Below are 18142 nucleotides of genomic sequence, written 5' to 3' on the forward strand. Positions count from 1 at the left end.
ATAAACCAAGAAAGCAATAGCTTTTCTTGAAATGATAATAAAAATAGAAATGAATCTAATAGAGTTTGTTCACTTGCCACTCGTAAGGTTAAAAATTTAATTGGTGAACGAAGTATTCATAAACTATATCGACAGAAATATTTTTGTTTATAGAGACTTTTGACACATTTATATAAATCCAAAAAGTTGTCTAGTATAAAACTGACCACCATTTCATCTAAAAATACACAAAAAGGTTGAAGTACGTTGGAAAACTAAGAGGCACTTATTCCTCTTAAATCCTTGGTACTTCAACCTTTTTCTTTATATTACATCCAGGAGAGATTCGAACTCAAAATCCTTAGAATGCCCGTTTCTCCTTCCAGCCTGTGGAGCTACCTTTTATTCTAGCAATGAAGGAAAATATATGTATATAATACTAGTATGTGAACGATTTTAAAGCTGCTTATTTATGTAATCGTTTTCAAAATATGAGGAGGTTTTTTATAGTGCAAAGATTATTAAATAAAGTAGCCATCATTACTGGAGGTACAGGAGGAATAGGGAAAGTAACTGCTAAACGCTTTCTGGAAGAAGGAGCAAAAGTTGTTTTAGTAGATTTACTCCAAGAAACTTTAGAAAACACAAAAAGAGAATTAGAAGCTTATGGTGAAGTGCTAGTCATTCAAGCTGACGTAACAAAAGAAGAAGATGTAAAAAACTATGTGAATAAAACGGTTGAACACCTTGGACGAATTGATGTTTTCTTTAATAATGCAGGTATTGAAGGTAAAGTAGCCCCAATAACTGAACAAAAGGTAGAAGACTTGGATAAAGTACTGGCTGTTAATGTTCGTGGCGTTTTCTTAGGACTAAAACACGTACTAGCTGTTATGAAAGAGCAAGGTTCTGGAAGTGTTATAAACATGTCTTCAGTTGCCGGATTACATGGAAGTCCAAATGTAACACCTTATATTACATCTAAACATGCAGTAGTTGGATTAACAAAAGCATGTGCAATAGAGGTAGCTCCTTATCAAATTCGTGTGAATTCTGTTCATCCATCTCCTGTGAATACCAGAATGATGCGTTCTCTAGAAGAAGGATTTGCACCCGGCCAAGCTGAAGCAACCAAAGCACAATTAGAAAAGTCTATTCCATTAGGAAGATATGGAGAATCAGAAGATATTTCAAATATTGTACTCTTCCTTGCTTCCGATGAAAGTGCATTTATCACTGGCGTTCAATATCGTGTAGACGGCGGTATGGGGGCTTTATAAGCTACATAGAAATTATAATAAAGCCAGTCCCTTTGTTCTGCTAACGAGGCTGGCTTTATTAGTTTTTATGTAATAACTCTCGCTTATTTTAAAGCTAAGATCGCTTACTCCCACAGCAGATACTTACTAGCTACAGGTTCATTCGTAATTAATGCAACAGTTATTTTGATCTCAACTTCTCTGGGTAATAATGATTCAATATCACTCCTCCCTCCCCACATTAAAATACCTCGCATCCGGATGCGAAAATACCATTGCCGAAACAGATGCTTCAGGATTCATCATGAACCCTTCCGTCAACTGAATTCCGATATCCTCTGGTTTCAGCAACCTGAATAGCTTACCCTGATCTTCAAGATTCGGGCAGGCTGGATAGCCAAATGAGTAGCGCTGGCCGGTATACTTGGCACTTAGTCGTTCTTTCATAGTCATGTCGATGGGATCATGGATTCCCCAAGCATCCCTCATAAGCTGGTGGACTCGTTCGGCTAGGCCTTCTGCACATTCAAGTGCGAGTGCTTGGATGATATGGCTCTTTAAATACTGTCCTTCTTTTTTCCACCTTTCTGCTATTTCTTTTATACCTTTACCAGCTGTGACAATCATTAATCCTACATGATCCTGTACACCTGACTCTTGGTCCTTTACATAATCAGATAAACATAAATACGGATTTTTGGATTGTCGCGGGAAATCAAATGTTTCCAGCACTTCATCTGGATCGGCTGGAGAACAGATTTTCAGGATATCTCCATCACTTTTCGCAGGGAAAAATTGATACATGGCTAACAATTTAATCTGATTGTTTTCGAGAATCTCATCAACTATGGCCGCAAGTTCCAATAATTTTGGATTCTCTTCCTCAAACAATCGATCCACTTTCCCCTTCATTCCGAGGTGATGGCCATATAACATTTGTTTATTTACATATGGGTACACCAGAGACAGTGGGTAATCCTGTAGAATATGCCGGTTTAAGTCCTCGGGGACTGGTATATTCTCTTGATCCTTCACTGTTTTTACACGTTTTTCTGCCCCTTGAATATCCCTATTTGTTTCAATCGAAATCACTTCTGCTTGCTTATTCGCTTCTGCCTCTAGTTGAGCGAGAAATGATGGCCTTTTCTCTTCATCATGGAGCTGATTGATTAAATCGAGTCCGTTCATGGCATCCTTTGCATAAAAGACCGGTCCATTATATTCAGGAGCGATTCGTCCCCTTGTAAATTTCCTCGTAAGGGCAGCACCTCCCACCACTATCGGTACATGTATTTCTGCTTCTCTTAAATCCTGAGCGGTAATGACCATCTGCTGGGCCGATTTTACCAACAAGCCAGACAAGCCAATAATAGTTGGGTTCTCCTTCCGGACGGATTCAATCAAGGTTTGCGGAGCTACCTTAATCCCTAGGTCAACGACTTCATACCCATTATTACTCATGATGATATCAACGAGATTCTTCCCGATATCATGCACGTCCCCTTTCACGGTTGCCAGCACCATTTTTCCTTTTGTTGACGTTGTGCCCGATATAGTCATCAATGGTTCAAGCTGAGAAACAGCTGCTTTCATAGCTTCTGCACTTTGCAATACTTCAGCTACGATTAACTGGTTATCATTAAATAGTTCCCCAACCTTCGACATACCGGCCATCAATGGTCCGTTAATGATATTAAGTGGCTCCATCCCTTGTGCAAGAGCTTCATCAATATCCTCCTTCAACCCGTCCTTTGTCCCTTCGATAATATATTCAGGCAGGCGCTCCAATAATGGCAGTTTATCTTTTGTTTCCTTTTGAACAGGCTTTTTCGTCCTATAAAAAGCAACAAATTCAGCTAGAGATTCTTCAGAGTTATGAAATAAAAGATTCTCTGATAAGCGAATTTCCTCTTCAGGGATTAAAGCAAACCGCGTTAATTTCTCGGTATTAACAATCGCGTAGTCTAAGCCAGCCTTTGTACAGTAGTATAAATAAACCGCATTCAGGACCTCTCTTCCCTCATTAGGCAGTCCAAACGATACATTACTGATGCCTAAAATCGTTAATGTTCTTGGAAGCTCTTTTTTAATCGCTTCCAGTCCCTTTACCGTTTCCGCAGCGCCTTCCCGGTATTGTTCATCACCAGTACCAACCGGAAAAACGAGCGGGTCAAAAATAATATCCTCCGGTACGATTCCGTATTTTTCTGTCAAAAGTTGATAGGATCTGCGTGCGACCTCGAGTTTTCGTTCTTCCGTTACGGCCATTCCTTTTTCATCAATTGTTCCCACAACTAAGGCAGCTCCATACCGTTTAGCCAATGGCACAATTTTCTCTAAACGTTCTTCCCCATCCTCTAAATTAATCGAATTAATGATAGCTTTCCCCTGAGAATGACGAAGTGCCTTTTCAATGACGAGTTCATCGGTTGAATCAATGACAAAAGGTACTTTAATTTTCTTAGCCGCCTCCTTCATGAAATCTTCCATATTGGAAACTTCATCGCTATCCGGGTCAGCAAGGCAAACATCTATTACATGAGCTCCCTTTTTAACTTGCTGTCTGGCAATCTCGGATGCTTCTTCGAACTTTTTGTCCTTAATCAGATTCTTAAATTTTCTGGACCCAATCACATTGGTCCGTTCCCCTACAAATAAAGGTCTCATGGAGTCGTCATATATCAAAGGTTCAATACCAGAGATCGCATGAATACCCTGTTTACCTATAATTCTCCTCGCCTCCATTCCATTAACCGCTTCTTTTATCGCTCGGATATGGTCGGGAGTCGTTCCGCAACAGCCGCCGACCAGATTGATCCAGCCTTTTTCAGCAAATTGCTTAATCTTCTTGCTTAGTGAGGATGGCGTTTCGTTATACTGGCCAGTTTCATCCGGTAATCCGGCATTTGGATAACAACTCACTGCGACAGTGCTTAATTCAGATAAACCTCTGATATGTTCAGCCATGAACTCTGGTCCGGTTGCACAATTAAGCCCGATCGCAAGAGGATTCATATGTTCGCACGATATATAAAACGCTTCAATCGTTTGACCGGAGAGAGTCGTACCCATTGGTTCAATCGTTCCTGAGATAATTAATGGCACTTCCCTGTCTAAAGACGAGAACGCTCTTTGCATTCCGATATAAGCTGCTTTCACATTTAATAAATCCTGCGACGTTTCCAAAAGAAGCAAATCAACTCCGCCATCAAGAAGCCCTTTCGTTTGTTCTTCATAGGAATCTGCCAATTGTTCAAACGTCGCTCCGCCTGTCACGGATAAGGTCTTGGTGGTGGGTCCCATCGAACCGGCAACAAAGCGAGGACTTTCAGGAGTTTCAAATTGACCAGCTGCTTTTCTCGCTAATTGGGCTGATTCTTTATTCAGCTGATAAGCCAGATGCCCAAGATGATATTCATCCAAGACAATTGGAGTCGCGCCAAACGTGTTTGTTTCAATAATATCAGCACCAGCTGCCAAATACTCTGCATGAATGGATTGGATGACATCTGGACGGGTAATCGATAAATATTCATTACACCCATCATACTGTTCCCCGCCAAAATCATCCTCTGTTAAGTGGTGTGCCTGAATCATGGTGCCCATTGCTCCATCTAGAATTACTATTCTTTCAGCCATTAAGTCTTTTAATTGTACTGCTCTCATGATAAATGCACTTCCCTGTTTACTACTGATTTTTGTTCTTTGATGTATCGCACCAATCGCCCGCTTAATTCATATTTCATAAAAGGTGTAATGATGTAGATTCCATTAAATAACTCACTTGCCGCGTCTACTAATTCTTTTGAAATGGCAAAGCTTTCGCGAGCACAGGCTTCCTTATCCGCTCCGGCTCTTTCCATCGCCGTTCTGATATCCTCAGGTAAGGAAATACCCGGTACTTCATTGTGTAAAAACTCTGCATTCCTGTGACTCGTTAAAGGCATGATGCCAATAAAAATCGGTTTCGTAATATGCCTTGTTGCTGCGTATATTTCTTCTAATTTTTCAATACTGAACACTGGCTGAGTCAGAAAATAATCCGCACCTGCCAGAATCTTCTTCTCCATTCTCTGAACAGCTTTATCTATGTACTTTACATGCGGGTTAAAGGCAGCAGCCACCTCAAAATTCGCCCGGCTTCCTAATGATTTCCCTGAATAAGACCGTCCCACATTCAATTGCTTAATTAATGAAATCAGATCGATGGAAGAAAGATCATATACGGAAGTAGCTCCCGGAAAGTCACCAATTTTTGAAGGATCACCGGTCACGACTAACACCTCTGACAATCCGAGAGAATGCATACCCATTAAATGAGATTGCAAGCCAATCAGATTATGATCCCGGCAAGTTAAATGGACAAGAGGCATGGTATTTAACTTTGATTGTAAAATAGAGGCTACCGCAAGATTTGATATTCTCGGAGATGCCAATGAATTATCCGCAAGTGTGATAGCATCCGCACCAGAGTCCAATAAGTAACGACTTCCTATCAAAAATTCCTCCAGGCCCAGCGTCTTTGGCGGGTCAAGTTCCACGATGACCGTCGTTCGTTTTTTTACCTTACCTGAAATCGTATCTGGCCCATTTCGTTTGTACTGAATGATCTCATGTGAAATAGACTGATGCTTCGGCTGTGCAACAAAATCTTTTTCCTTAACAGGAAAAAGGTCTTCGACTCCTTTACGTATGGCCTGAATATGTGCAGGCGTCGTACCGCAGCATCCACCTATCAGCCGTACCCCCTGCTTCACCAGTTGCCTGGAACTGTTGATGAAATAGTCCGCCTCTGTAGAGTAGACATATCTTCCATCAGATAAATCAGGTAAGCTTGCATTCGGGTATGCCGCATAATAAGTATCTTCTATAAGCGGTACTTCTTCATAAGACCGAATCATATGGTAAGGACCCATCCTACAATTAATCCCGACGACATCGGCTCCCTCTTTTTTCAATAGTGAAAATGCTTCACTGACATGCATCCCATTTTGCAATAGACCCGTTTCATGCAGGGATATATTCGCAATCAGAGGAAGACCACTGGTTCTTCTTGCTACTTCTAACACCATTAACAATTCCTCTAAATCATAATAGGTTTCTAGTAAAATCCCATCTGGTTCTTCCTTCAATAAGGCGAGCAGCTGCTCTTCAAAATATGCCTTAATTTCATTTAATGTTAATTCTGATTTTCTGAAGCTTCGTAAACCTCCGATTGTCCCAACAACAAAGGTATGCGGATCGGCAGCTCTTTTTGCCAGCTTTATTCCGGTCCGATTGATCCTGGATACTTCCCTTTCAAGACCATACCGCTTTAATTTATGGTAGTTTGCACCGAATGTATTGGATTGAATAATATCAGCACCTGCTGCAATATAACTCCTGTGCATCTTTTCAATTTGATTGGGATCAGTCAGATTTAGTTCTTCAAAACAGCTATCGATCCCAAATGAATATAAAAGTGTACCACTAGCCCCATCAGCAACCAGAATTTTTTCATTTAACGTCTCTAATAGATTCACTGTCTTTCCCCCTAATTTGTTAAATTGAAAAGTTGATGAGAAAAATAGACGATAAGAAAAGAGCTTTCGCCATGAAAGCCCTCCCTTCCGGTCTCTCATCTTTCAAGCTGCGCTTGCTGGATTTAGCACCTTGAATTACCATCCAGGTTGCTGAGATTTCAACGGGCCAGTCCCTCCATCTCTCTAGATAAGGATATAAAATTATATATTTACTAAATTTACTATAAATTATCAGTTTTTTCAATCTATTTTGATAATTAATACAGAGGAGTTAATGATTTATTATTTCGGGTATGTATCGTGTAGGAGTGATGTTAAATGAAAGAGATATTTACAAATCAATTTAAAAATCCAACAGGTGTACTTGGAAAACTCGCAGGTAAAATCATGGCCTATGAAAATGAAGAATTGTATGATTGGACATTTAATCAATTGTCTATTACACCGAATGATACGCTGCTTGAAGTAGGGTTTGGCCCTGGCGAAGGAATGCATATGCTTTTTGATAAGTACCCAACCATCCAGATTGATGGCGTCGATCCATCTGAAGAAATGGTGAAAAATGCGAGCAAGCGCAATCAGGAACAACTTGATCAGAATCAGCTGCGTTTATTTAATGGAACTGTTCTCGAGATACCTAATCCAATGGTGTACGATAATATTTTCAGTGTAAACAGTTATCCACTATGGGACAACCAGGAAGATTGTATTCAGAAAATACATTCCTTACTAAAAGAGAATGGGCAAGTGACCATAACGGTACAGCCAAGGCAGGAAGAAGCAACCGAAGAACAGGCTCATGAATATGCCGAAGAAATTAAAGAGGTTCTTACTAAGACAGGATTTAAATCAGTTAAAGTTCAAACGAAACCAATGAAACCGTGCTTATCCATCAATGTAACAGCCACCAAATAGCCCTTTTTTAGGGTATTATACACATATATTAAAAAACCAGAGAGCTGGTAACTCCCTGGTGCTACTACTAGCAAGTGGTAAGCAAATCGTTTAATTCTTAGATGAACCACCCTTATGCTTTGGTCGGCGCGGGGTGGTTTTTCGTTTGCCTCTTGAGCTTTATAGATTGGCGAAATTGCGTAGCGCTGCCGGCAGCAAGGGGCGTGAAAAAGATCATTGCTTCATCTTTTGCCAGAGCTTTAAGAAAATTCATAGTCTATCACCTCCCTTCTCTATATAAGGAAAAGAAGGTGCATACCACCCGAACCAAGTAGTTGTATGAAAACCATTCCATATCTGTTGTTTATGACTTAATTACCCTGGCTCTCTTTTTAAAGTATTTGCATTTCATCATAGATTGCTACTTTAATCTCCAGTATTTATAGGAAGTAGCAAAACCATAAAAAGAAAATGCTCAGTTAGTTAGTTATTCACAGAGGTTTACATAAAAAACAGGCGTCTATAAGCCGGCATAGCTTACAGACAGCCTAGTTATGATTTCAACCCTTTTGTTCTCCTATATTCCCCAAACTTAAACACAATCGCAATGATTGCCAGCCATGCACATCCCACAATATACCCTGCAATCACATCGCTAGGATAATGCACCCCCAGGTAAATACGGCTGTAGCCAATCGTTAAAATCATAAATATACAAATCGCATAAACAGCCCATCGAATCGGCCAATTCTTGGTGATTCTGGTTGTAATGATCATCAGTGCACCATAGAGGATGAAGGAGGACATTGAGTGGCCGCTCGGAAAGCTAAAGCCATTTTCTTGAACCAATGGATTTAAAGTTGGTCTCTCCCGCTGGAAAATCCATTTTAAATATTGGTTTACATAACCACCTGACCATGTCGTGATGATTAAAAAAAGCACACTGAGAAAACGTTTTTTAAACAGTAACAACGAAGAAAAAACGATAACCAGTAGGATATTGCCTTTTACTGATCCTAAATTCGTTATAAAAGTAAGCACTTTTGTACTCATTTCATTAATACTGCCCTGGATTGCCTGAATGATCGTCATATCAAACCGATATAGCTCATGTTCGTCTAGGTCATCAGCAATATCTACGAACAAGAGCGTACACACAATAAAGAGAGCAATCAGCACGAAAAAGGAAATAATATGAACATTTAAAAAGGTGTTTTCAGGCTTCTTCAATTTACGCCCTCCCCTATTGCGAACATATTGTTTAAAACGTCTTAAGTTCATCCTATTTTAGAGTCTAGATAGGTTTTGACATGTTGTTGGAATGATGAATAAGCCTCGGCCTCTTCTTTATAGACTTTCCTTTCCCCAAAGCTAACATGTAGTGTTTCTAAATTTAACTGAATAACCGTTTCGTATTCATACGTTGCATTCCCAATTAAATCAATCCAGGTTTTATCCTGCAAATCATGAACCTGGCATAGTACCATTCCACCTGGATTATAGACATGCAGTACGGCTTCATCATCGAGTTCGTCAACCCATTTCGTTACGAGACTGGAAGCTGACATTGCTGTTCCGCAGGCATTTGTAAAGCCTACGCCTCTCTCAAACGTGCGGACAAAAATAGCCCCCTCCTCCAGGCGGGAAACGAAGCTGACATTCACACCATCGGTAAACCAATCATTCTTACCATTCAGCATAGTGGCTATTTTTTCTTGCCTATCCGAGTGGATCAACTCTTTATCAACCAGACTGATCAGATGTGGATTTGGTACAGATAGGGTTGTGAATGTAAGGTCCTCATCAATAAAAGGCAGGCTTTTGTTGATGATTTCATCCATCTCCGTGTTCATAGGCAATGCACTGGTTGCTTTGATAACTGGAGATATTTCGACTCGGTATGTAGGGATATCCTTATACATGTCAGGTTCTTTCGTTACCTGCAGATTTGCTTTCATCGTTTCAATCATCAGATTATTTTTCTTCAGTTTTTCCTGAACATACCGCCCAACACAACGGAGCCCATTCCCACACATGGAGGCTTCCGAACCATCCGTATTAAAGACTCTCATTCTGGCATCTGCCTTCTCACTGTTCATCACAAAGAGAATCCCGTCTGCCCCCTCGGTACCGGTGCGCTCACACATACTTATGGCTAATTGGCTTCGTTCTTGATCTGATAATGGTAGCTTGGTATCCATTTCATCAATTAAATAAAAATCGTTATTGGAACCATGTACTTTAATTATATTAATATCCATTCTCCTGCTCCCTTCAAACAAACATGAATCTACCTATTTCACTATTATAAAACAAAACAGGACTGGATGAGTGGTTAATGATTTTGCTGCTGAAGGTAATCAATACAAAAACAATATCCTATTCTTTTTTCATCTTCTGTGGCGCCTTCCGTAAATATGAGGAAAGGCGTATTGGGATCAAGGAAATGCTGACTATAATAGGAGGGCATCCATCCACTTGAATAGTGAACAATACTTCGCTGATTATAGGTTTGTTTGACAATAAATTCTGAACCATGTCGGATTTCCCCACCATATTGCCGAATGCCGTAAGAATTGGTTATATGGCTTGTACTACTTTTTCCCAACTGTTTTGATTGCTTATATGTCCCTATTTTTTCTTGTTCACCCGTCAGAATATCAATGGTACCATTTAATCCAAAACGGCTTCGATATTCACATAAAACAGTACCATGACTGTCTGATAAAACATATCTTCTTGGTAAATAAATGAGTAGAAAGGATGGTACAATCCACATCCATATATTTTCTCGTTTATCTTTCAAAACGCCAACCATATTCCCTTCCGTTGAGAAAATGGGCATATGGAGAGTCGGCGCAGGTAAAAAACCAAGAAAATATTGGCCGTTTTTAAGTGGTGAGTCTCCTTCTCCTACCTCTTTTTCTTCCGGAAGTTTCTTCATCCTGTATTTCAAGCCGACAATTCGATTGAGAGAGAAAAAAAACAGCATATGGAATGGTAGCGTTATGATTGCGGCAAGAATCACATCAAATCCAATCAGCCAGGTAAGCAAAAAACAGAGGAGACCGACTACAAAGTATGCGACTAATTCTGCTGTATATATACGATAGATTTTTTGGTAATAATGCTTAGTAGTCAAAGAATATTCACCGCCAATTTTATAAGCCTTTACTCCATCTGTACATTCTATGACCGGCATGTCCAAAATAGTAACTGGATACAAAAAAGACCTCGGCAAAAAAGCCGAAGTCTTCTTAAGAATTTTATTTGATGATTCGAATAGTTAACGGGATCTGATAATAATGACCATAATAAGCCTTTACTGCCGCAACAATGGTAAATACCAGTACATAAATACCAATCAGCCATGCAAGGATAAAACCAATTCCGATAAACATCAATATAAATGCTATAAAGGTGTAAATCGTGTAACTGATTAAAAAGTTAAAATACTCCTTCCCGTGATAATCAATAAAATCAGAATCGTTCTTTTTAATTAACCATATAACCAGTGGGCCAATCAGAACAAAGAAAAAACTGCTGAGGTAAATTGTCATTGCCCATAATTTATCATTAGTATCTTGCACTTGTTTAAACCTCCTGTTGACTCTATATCATTTTATACGTTGTGATTTCATCTTAGGTTTCAAAACTTTCATGAATTCTTTCATTACCTCATACACTCTATACATATACATAGACAAGTCCATAATTGGAAATTGGAACCTGCAAGAGGGAGGCTGGTAAATTTGTTTGAAGAATGGAAAGCAATTGTACTTGGGATCATCCAGGGTTTGACTGAATTTCTCCCCATCTCCAGTACTGGTCATTTATATTTGGGAAGGCATTTATTCGGCTTAGACGAGGCTGGATTATTGTTGGATACATTGCTGCATACAGGTACACTTCTTGCTTTACTCGTCTTTTATTGGCATGAAATTGTCAAACTTATTAAAAAGCCATTTTCTAAACTGATGTTCCTTTTGCTGCTTGGAACAATCCCTGCAGTTTTGGCAGGTGTGCTCTTTAATGATTATTTTGAAAGCATTTCGAAATCTGGAATTACGGTGGGCTGGGAATTCCTTATAACAGGATTGGTTTTATGGTATGCAGATATTATGCCCAAACAAGATAAAAATTTAGAGAGTATGACATATAAACAAGCTTTATTTATTGGAAGTTTCCAAGCAGCCGCTATATTTCCTGCCATCTCCCGCTCCGGTTTTACCATAGCTGCTGGATTGTTTAGCGGACTGAATCGAGAAACTGCGGCTTACTTCTCCTTCCTCTTATCCATTCCCGTCATATTTGGAGGAATATTATTTAAAGGAAAGGATTTACTGACAGGACCTATTGAAGCCATATCGTTTCCAGGGTTATTACTTGGCACTATATTTTCTGCTTTTTTTGGGTATCTTGCTGTTGCCTGGATGATTAAATACATTAAAAATCACTCATTAAAACCATTTGCCATCTATGTTATTACCTTGGGTATTGTCATAATATTACTTCAGAAAATGAATATATTCTAATCATTTTACCAGTAACATGTTGAGGGAAAATTCCGAATAAAAATTATTCAAAAAATGACGAAAAAAAACTGTATCATTTTACTAAAAAATCTTGTATGATACTTTCAGAAATACTTATTTTTACTAATCGTATAAGCAAAAATTAGGGAAGGCAAATGGTGCGCCACCAGAAATGGTCCTAGTGGGTTCGATTCCCACCCCGAAATTTTTTGATATTACATTAAAAAATTTCGAGGGGAAATCGCAGTTAGCGGCTGCCCTCATACGGAGGGATCTGTATGTTGAAAAAACGTGATTTATCTGATTGTCCTGTATTGTTTGATTTAATGATTCACCCCGATGTCTTCCCTTATGTGCGCCATAAAACGCATCAATATGAAGAATATCTCTTTCTTACTAAACAAATGATCGAAGCTGAAGAGCGAGGCGAACTGATTTCACGCACCATTATCGATGAGTGGGGAAATCCGATTGGCACCATTACACTTTACGATGTATCCGATCAGGCTGGATTTTTAGGTACATGGTTAGGGAAACCTTATCATGGCAAGGGATATAATCAATTAGCCAAACAGCACTTCTTTGAAGAACTGTTTTTTGAGCTCGATATTGAAACTGTATTTCTCAGAATCAGAAAAGAAAACATCCGATCTCTGAAAGCAGCCCAAAAGATGCCTTATACAATGCTTGCAAATGAAAATCGAAAGGCTTTGTATGAAGAAATTAACGCTGGAGGGCACTTGTTTGATTTATTTGAGATAACAAAGGACCACTTTACTTTATCTCAAATGCGGCAACCAACAGAGGTTTCTGTATTTGATCTAAAAGAAGCTTAAAAAAGGTGTTATGCCCGTTTTTTATAGACTGGGCATACACCTTTTTTTCCTGCTTCAATTTATTTTTTTGACTGCACTTGTTGAACGTATAATTTCCTAAGGATATACGTTTTATATAATTCCAGCTTCTTCCTTTCTATTGGATGCGTTCGTATTCCCAGTTCTTTCAACTTGGCAACATACCAGCTCTTCGAACCTGTGTATGCCATTCTGTCCCTCCACTTCACTAATTTCTTAACCAAATATATGAGTGAATTTACTAATTATGACATAGCATAGGAACATTATAATACCTGTCTTATTTAGAATCACTTGTGGTATAATTTTTCTCATTGTCATACATACGAAGTGCGGAGGCATTCAAATGGATTTATCTATTTTTACAAAGAATAATTTTTCTAGAATTATCACGGTCTTCTTCCCGATTTTAATTACACAGCTGGGTCTGTTTGCTATCAGCTTTTTTGACACGTTTATGTCCGGGAAAGCCAGTCCTGAAGATTTAGCAGGAGTAGCGATAGGCACCTCTATATGGAGTCCATTCTATAATGGATTTGCCGGGATTTTATTAGGCGTTACACCAATCGTGGCCCATCTGATTGGTGCTAAAGAAAAAACCGATAAAATTCGCTACTCCGTTACGCAGGCTATTTATGTAGCTGCCGTGATGTCCTTTATTCTGATTGGTGCAGGTGCCTTGGTACTAAAACCGTTATTAACAAGTATGAACCTTGAGCCGGATGTATATAGAATTGCACATGGGTATTTAGTCGCTCTGGCATTTGGAATCTTACCAGTTATGATTTATAATGTCCTGCGGTCTTTTATAGACGCACTTGGCAAGACCCATGTTTCGATGTTAATTACCCTTATAGCCATCCCTGTCAATATCGTTCTTAACTATATGTTTATTTATGGAAAATTAGGTGTCCCGGCATTTGGCGGTATTGGTGCTGGGATTGCTGCTTCTATTACTTATTGGGTCATAGCCCTGGTTGCAGCAGTGATGATTATGAGGATACAGCCTTTTTCCGGTTTTGGTATTTTAAAATCTTGGCCAATCCCCGCTTTCATGGAATGGCTTGGTTTAATGAAAATCGGTTTTCCAATCGGTATGTCCATCTTTTTTGAAACCAGCATATTTGCAGCGGTTACGTTGGCTATGAGCTCCTATGATACCATCACCATAGCATCCCATCAGGCTGCCATGAACTTCTCATCCTTCTTGTATATGGTACCATTAAGCTTTGCGATGGCATTGACCATCATTGTCGGCCATGAGGCAGGTGCGAAAAACTATAAAGCAGCAAGAGAATATACGTTGCTCGGAGTTTTATGTGCGGTTGGTTTTGCGGGAATCAATGCGATATTCTTATTTATTTTCAGAGATTATATAGCCCTTCTTTACACGAACGACCCTGCGGTAGCATCATTAATAGCACATTTCTTGATTTATGCAATCTTTTTCCAGCTATCAGACGCTCTGCAAGCACCAATCCAGGGTGCTTTGAGAGGCTATAAAGATGTGAATATCACGTTCTTTATGTCTCTTATATCTTATTGGATTATTGGATTGCCGCTTGGGATTTTCCTGGCAAATAACACGAATTTAGACGCATTCGGTTACTGGATTGGATTAATTGCAGGCTTAGCAGTGGGCGCAACCGGTTTAACAATCCGGTTATTATATGTTCAAAAAAGAAAATTCGTACAAACCTTGAATTAGACTGTTAATCTAATATAACTAGAAAAAAGTTCGCTTTGGAAAATCCAAGCGAACTTTTTCTACTAGCTATTGCATTGATATTCATAGTCAGCAAAGGAACACAAAAAATAACACATCAGAAATATGTCATTCAATCTGTCTCTTATCTGCTTTTGGATAATACGTCCTGCCCACCCGTCACGGGAATAACCGTCCCTGTAATAAAGTCGGATTCTTCGGCACAAAGAAAGGAAATGACACGTGCTATGTCGCCACCAGTTCCCGGTCTACCAACCGGAACCTTATCAGAAACCACCCCATCCTCCACACGAAAGCTCTCCTTAAAGGGATCTACAATATCTCCCGGACAAACCATATTAGCCGTAATTCCATACTCCGCTTCTTCCAATGCCAAGGTCTTTGTTAATGAGGTCAATCCCGTTTTGGCTGCAGCAAAAGCCGAACGATATTTCCATCCTGGAGAATGATCTGATTGATCAAATCCCATTGTGATAATTCTGCCCCATTTATTTGCACGCATATATGGAATAGCCGCACTGGCTAAGTAAAACATACTCGATAGATTCCCGTTAATGAGATATTCCCATTCTTCATCCGTATACTCCAGCATTGGTTTTCGTTCCTGCATATATGGACCGGCATTATGTATAAGGATATCAATTCCATCACATAACTCATAACATTTATGGATGAGATCCCGATGGTTTTCACGAACCGTTACATCATATGGTAAAGCATATGCTTTCACTTTGTAGGTTTGAGCCAAATCCTTCATATCTTGAATGGCTTTGACTTGATTCTCTCGATAGGTCGTTATCACATTTATCCCATCTTTAGCTAATTGCTTTGCTGTAGCTTTGCCTAATCCTCTTGCTGAACCAGTAATTAAAGCTGTCTTTCGAGTCAACTTCTTCCCCCCTACAGGCAGTATTTCTTATATGTATTATACATGGAATACTTACAAGTTCGTTAATTAAAAGCTACAATGCATTAACGATTATCACCCTTATCGCATATAGTACCTTAACCTAATATGTCTGTAAAAGTTGAGGTGATTAATTGTTACCGTGGAATCTATTTTCTAAAAACCAGAATCAAATGCCGGATTGGATGAAGTTTATTAATCAGTCAGGTATGGAAAAGCAGATGGAACAATTATTCTCTATGCTTTCACCTGAACAATTAGGAGGATTTATCAACCACCAATTTAAGAATAATCAAGAGCCAGACGAACATTCAGTATCCAGTTCACAAAGACCACTTTCCGTTGCTATTTTGGAAACTCATGATTATCTTTTTATTAGAATCTCAATTAAAGAAGAACAATTACCAAACCTTAAGGTATACCATACGTCTACAAAATTACTACTATCCGGCCTGCCTCCGGATCCAAATGAGAAACAATCCTTTCAATTGCCGGCGCCAGTTAAGAAAAAGGGGTCTAAATCATCATATCGCGATGAAATACTGGAAGTCATTCTCTTCAAACTGAATGAATCACATTTGTCTGAAATTTCCATACCCGAATGGTAAAAAAACCGGCCTTTTATTAGCTGGCCAGTTTTTTTACTGTTATTCATTTTTCCCCCTGTAAAAATATGAGTGCTTTGTCCCCCGCTTTACCGGTGAGTTCAACCTTCATGTATTTCAGCCTGTTATGACAGTCCAATATTTCCAATTTCTCTGGATTAACTACTTGCTTTTCAATTAAGGAAGCATACATCACATTATCAGGGCTTACCAATAAGGATACATAAAGTGCTTTATCATTTGGGTTTGCCGCTGCTACCGTAAAATACCGAAGTTTATGCACATCAAAAATGATATATGCATCCCCGCTTGATTTAAAAAACAACTCTTTCTTAATATTTACAAATTCATAATCTGCCCTGCTTTGGAAAGAGCGACTGGTAAACTCTCCAACATCCAATCCAGTAATTTCTTTTAATTTAAATTCTGTTTGATTATTTGTTTCAACTGTATATTGCTTTTCTTCCTTATGTAACCTGTATACCTGTGATGGGTCGAGTATCTTTTTATCATTCTCCTGAATTGTCAAGATTGACCATTCCTTTCTATCGGTGCATAACTTAGTTAACTATATATGTATGCACCCATCGTCCGAAAAAGAAGATAGATAAAGCACTAATAAAGTGTTTTTATAAAAACTAGTTGTTTTCTTTACATTCTATTTAATGAATACATACTTCTTATATAAAAAAACTGACTAAGTGTCAGTTCTGATTTTTACAGTTACCTATGAACCTATTGAACCATTTGATTTAATTCCTAAATCCTCAATTGCAGACAATACTTCTAAACTTTTGTCTCTCTTTCCTAAAACCTCTTGAGTAAAGGATAAGATGATTTTACGGATTCTATTATCTCCAAACAGGTGGATTTAAACGAACTATTATTCGTTTAATCAGAAATTTTAAACTCTTTCTTTGGCATAGCATGCATTCCTCTTGCTGTTACATGCGGAATTAGGTAATAATCTCCAGGTTGACTGAATGCCTTTTCGAGACTATATATGCCGTTCTCTTGATGATTAACAGCAATTTTTTCTTTATCTGCCCCATCCTTCTTCCCAAATTCGAATTCCACAGATGAGGCGTCTGTAACTTTATGATCCCCCTGTGTTATGGTGACTTCGAAAAGCATATTTTCTTTAACCTTAGCATTTTCAGGGGAAATTTTTACATGCACATCAATCATGGCAGGAACTTCTTCATCGGCTTTCTTCGATTGGCATCCAAACAGCGTGCTTATCACAGTTATACATATTAAAATAAACCATACATTCTTCTTATACACTTCAATTCCATCCCCTTATTGATTCACCATTTCATTTCTAATCATACTCCATAACTGGAATTGTAAACCAGTATAATTGATGAAAAATGATGAATTATCATACATAATTGTTGTACCAATTAGATTTAACTAAAACGTCCTGATTATTTCTTCTTCCTCTATCTGTATATTTCAAGTATAGGTAACAAAACCTATAGTAAAAGGAGGTTAGGTATGTGAGTCATCCATATTGTTGTCCAAATTGTAAAACGAACCGATCTCGATTTAATGTAATTGAACAAACTCCCATTTATGTAAAACTTGATCCCCAATCAGGCACCATTATCCAAATGTACGCAGATGATGAATTAGATGCTTTCCATTTGCCTTATAATGGGCCTGTCAGAAGAATTCAATGTGCAGCCTGCGGATTAATAGAAGACGAAAAGACATTTATCGCATTTGGTGAACGCTCATTTAATTAATATCGTCTATATCATGGCAAGTTAGCCTTCCATCGTGTTTTAAAGCCGTTAATATACCCACCCACATAGATATGAACAAATGAAGAAAAATGGAATCCAGCCATACTGAG

The 18142-nt window shown here is 38.7% G+C and carries 18 protein-coding genes and 1 riboswitch; of the genes, 7 read left to right on the forward strand and 11 right to left on the reverse strand.

The genetic code is table 11. The annotated features are described in order from the left end of the window. The first annotated feature begins 488 nt into the window (after nt 1-488). Nucleotides 489-1259, forward strand: coding sequence for an SDR family NAD(P)-dependent oxidoreductase (locus AC4G3K_RS00720; RefSeq protein WP_491132133.1), 771 nt, complete (start codon nt 489-491; stop codon nt 1257-1259). A 201-nt stretch (nt 1260-1460) separates the two neighbouring features. Here AC4G3K_RS00720 and metH read toward each other — a convergent pair whose 3' ends face one another. Both metH and AC4G3K_RS00730 read right to left on the reverse strand, forming a co-directional pair. Then, complete coding sequence (gene metH, locus AC4G3K_RS00725) at nt 1461-4904, reverse strand: methionine synthase (RefSeq protein WP_491132134.1); 3444 nt, start codon at nt 4902-4904, stop codon at nt 1461-1463. Then, on the reverse strand, nt 4901-6760 hold the full coding sequence (locus AC4G3K_RS00730) for a bifunctional homocysteine S-methyltransferase/methylenetetrahydrofolate reductase (RefSeq protein ID WP_491132135.1): 1860 nt from the start codon (nt 6758-6760) through the stop codon (nt 4901-4903). Before AC4G3K_RS00730 ends, metH begins: the two co-directional genes overlap by 4 nt. Nucleotides 6761-6852: 92 nt before the next feature. Beyond that, nucleotides 6853-6954, reverse strand: a riboswitch (SAM riboswitch). 124 nt (nt 6955-7078) lie between these two features. Here AC4G3K_RS00730 and AC4G3K_RS00735 point away from each other — a divergent pair. Next, the gene (locus tag AC4G3K_RS00735; RefSeq protein WP_491132136.1) at nt 7079-7675 is read left to right on the forward strand and encodes a class I SAM-dependent methyltransferase; all 597 of its coding nucleotides are present in this window, start codon (nt 7079-7081) and stop codon (nt 7673-7675) included. A 112-nt stretch (nt 7676-7787) separates the two neighbouring features. Here the strand turns inward: AC4G3K_RS00735 and AC4G3K_RS00740 are convergent, their stop codons facing one another. The 5 genes from AC4G3K_RS00740 to AC4G3K_RS00760 form a co-directional block, all read right to left on the reverse strand. Beyond that, entirely contained in the window at nt 7788-7928 is a 141-nt protein-coding gene (locus tag AC4G3K_RS00740) for a hypothetical protein (RefSeq protein WP_491132138.1), read from the reverse strand. 278 nt (nt 7929-8206) lie between these two features. Further along, entirely contained in the window at nt 8207-8884 is a 678-nt protein-coding gene (locus AC4G3K_RS00745; RefSeq protein WP_491132139.1) for a phosphatase PAP2 family protein, read from the reverse strand. 47 nt (nt 8885-8931) lie between these two features. After that, on the reverse strand, nt 8932-9915 hold the full coding sequence (dapF, locus tag AC4G3K_RS00750) for a diaminopimelate epimerase (protein WP_491132140.1): 984 nt from the start codon (nt 9913-9915) through the stop codon (nt 8932-8934). 74 nt (nt 9916-9989) lie between these two features. Then, nucleotides 9990-10880, reverse strand: coding sequence for a hypothetical protein (locus AC4G3K_RS00755; RefSeq protein WP_491132141.1), 891 nt, complete (start codon nt 10878-10880; stop codon nt 9990-9992). 40 nt (nt 10881-10920) lie between these two features. Continuing rightward, nucleotides 10921-11244, reverse strand: a complete 324-nt coding sequence (locus tag AC4G3K_RS00760) for a DUF4870 domain-containing protein (RefSeq protein WP_491075374.1) — start codon at nt 11242-11244, stop codon at nt 10921-10923. Between the two features lie 162 nt (nt 11245-11406). Between AC4G3K_RS00760 and AC4G3K_RS00765 the strand changes: the two genes are divergently transcribed. Further along, a complete protein-coding gene (locus tag AC4G3K_RS00765; RefSeq protein ID WP_491075375.1) occupies nt 11407-12189 on the forward strand; it encodes an undecaprenyl-diphosphate phosphatase in 783 nt (260 codons plus the stop codon). Nucleotides 12190-12467: 278 nt separating this feature from the next. Then, entirely contained in the window at nt 12468-13025 is a 558-nt protein-coding gene (locus tag AC4G3K_RS00770) for a GNAT family N-acetyltransferase (RefSeq protein WP_491075376.1), read from the forward strand. A 59-nt stretch (nt 13026-13084) separates the two neighbouring features. On the opposite strand, the gene AC4G3K_RS00775 is transcribed toward AC4G3K_RS00770, so the two are convergent. After that, a complete protein-coding gene (locus tag AC4G3K_RS00775; RefSeq protein ID WP_491132142.1) occupies nt 13085-13234 on the reverse strand; it encodes a DUF2639 domain-containing protein in 150 nt (49 codons plus the stop codon). A gap of 155 nt (nt 13235-13389) precedes the next feature. On the opposite strand from AC4G3K_RS00775, the gene AC4G3K_RS00780 reads away from it, so the two are divergent. Next, the gene (locus AC4G3K_RS00780; RefSeq protein ID WP_491132143.1) at nt 13390-14751 is read left to right on the forward strand and encodes an MATE family efflux transporter; all 1362 of its coding nucleotides are present in this window, start codon (nt 13390-13392) and stop codon (nt 14749-14751) included. Between the two features lie 142 nt (nt 14752-14893). Here the strand turns inward: AC4G3K_RS00780 and AC4G3K_RS00785 are convergent, their stop codons facing one another. Continuing rightward, nucleotides 14894-15658 (reverse strand): SDR family oxidoreductase, encoded by a 765-nt coding sequence (locus tag AC4G3K_RS00785; protein WP_491075379.1) that lies wholly within the window; start codon nt 15656-15658, stop codon nt 14894-14896. 152 nt (nt 15659-15810) lie between these two features. Between AC4G3K_RS00785 and AC4G3K_RS00790 the strand changes: the two genes are divergently transcribed. Next, the gene (locus AC4G3K_RS00790) at nt 15811-16284 is read left to right on the forward strand and encodes an Hsp20/alpha crystallin family protein (protein WP_491132144.1); all 474 of its coding nucleotides are present in this window, start codon (nt 15811-15813) and stop codon (nt 16282-16284) included. Between the two features lie 43 nt (nt 16285-16327). On the opposite strand, the gene AC4G3K_RS00795 is transcribed toward AC4G3K_RS00790, so the two are convergent. Continuing rightward, entirely contained in the window at nt 16328-16810 is a 483-nt protein-coding gene (locus AC4G3K_RS00795) for a DUF6385 domain-containing protein (RefSeq protein ID WP_491132145.1), read from the reverse strand. 362 nt (nt 16811-17172) lie between these two features. Further along, nucleotides 17173-17568 carry a FixH family protein gene (locus AC4G3K_RS00800; protein WP_491075382.1) on the reverse strand — a complete coding sequence of 132 codons (396 nt, stop codon included), beginning with the start codon at nt 17566-17568 and terminating at the stop codon, nt 17173-17175. A 215-nt stretch (nt 17569-17783) separates the two neighbouring features. On the opposite strand from AC4G3K_RS00800, the gene AC4G3K_RS00805 reads away from it, so the two are divergent. Next, complete coding sequence (locus AC4G3K_RS00805; protein WP_491075383.1) at nt 17784-18032, forward strand: DNA alkylation repair protein; 249 nt, start codon at nt 17784-17786, stop codon at nt 18030-18032. The last annotated feature ends 110 nt before the right edge of the window (nt 18033-18142 follow it).

The organism is Bacillus sp. z26, assembly GCF_058313635.1.

Excerpts from the sequence above, each read along its gene's own strand:
- AC4G3K_RS00735 (WP_491132136.1), top strand. The coding sequence starts at position 7,079 with ATGAAAGAGATATTTACAAATCAATTTAAAAATCCAACAGGTGTACTT.
- dapF (WP_491132140.1), bottom strand. The coding sequence starts at position 9,915 with ATGGATATTAATATAATTAAAGTACATGGTTCCAATAACGATTTTTAT.
- AC4G3K_RS00775 (WP_491132142.1), bottom strand. The coding sequence starts at position 13,234 with ATGGCATACACAGGTTCGAAGAGCTGGTATGTTGCCAAGTTGAAAGAA.
- metH (WP_491132134.1), bottom strand. The coding sequence starts at position 4,904 with ATGAGAGCAGTACAATTAAAAGACTTAATGGCTGAAAGAATAGTAATT.
- AC4G3K_RS00740 (WP_491132138.1), bottom strand. The coding sequence starts at position 7,928 with ATGAATTTTCTTAAAGCTCTGGCAAAAGATGAAGCAATGATCTTTTTC.
- AC4G3K_RS00770 (WP_491075376.1), top strand. The coding sequence starts at position 12,468 with ATGTTGAAAAAACGTGATTTATCTGATTGTCCTGTATTGTTTGATTTA.
- AC4G3K_RS00780 (WP_491132143.1), top strand. The coding sequence starts at position 13,390 with ATGGATTTATCTATTTTTACAAAGAATAATTTTTCTAGAATTATCACG.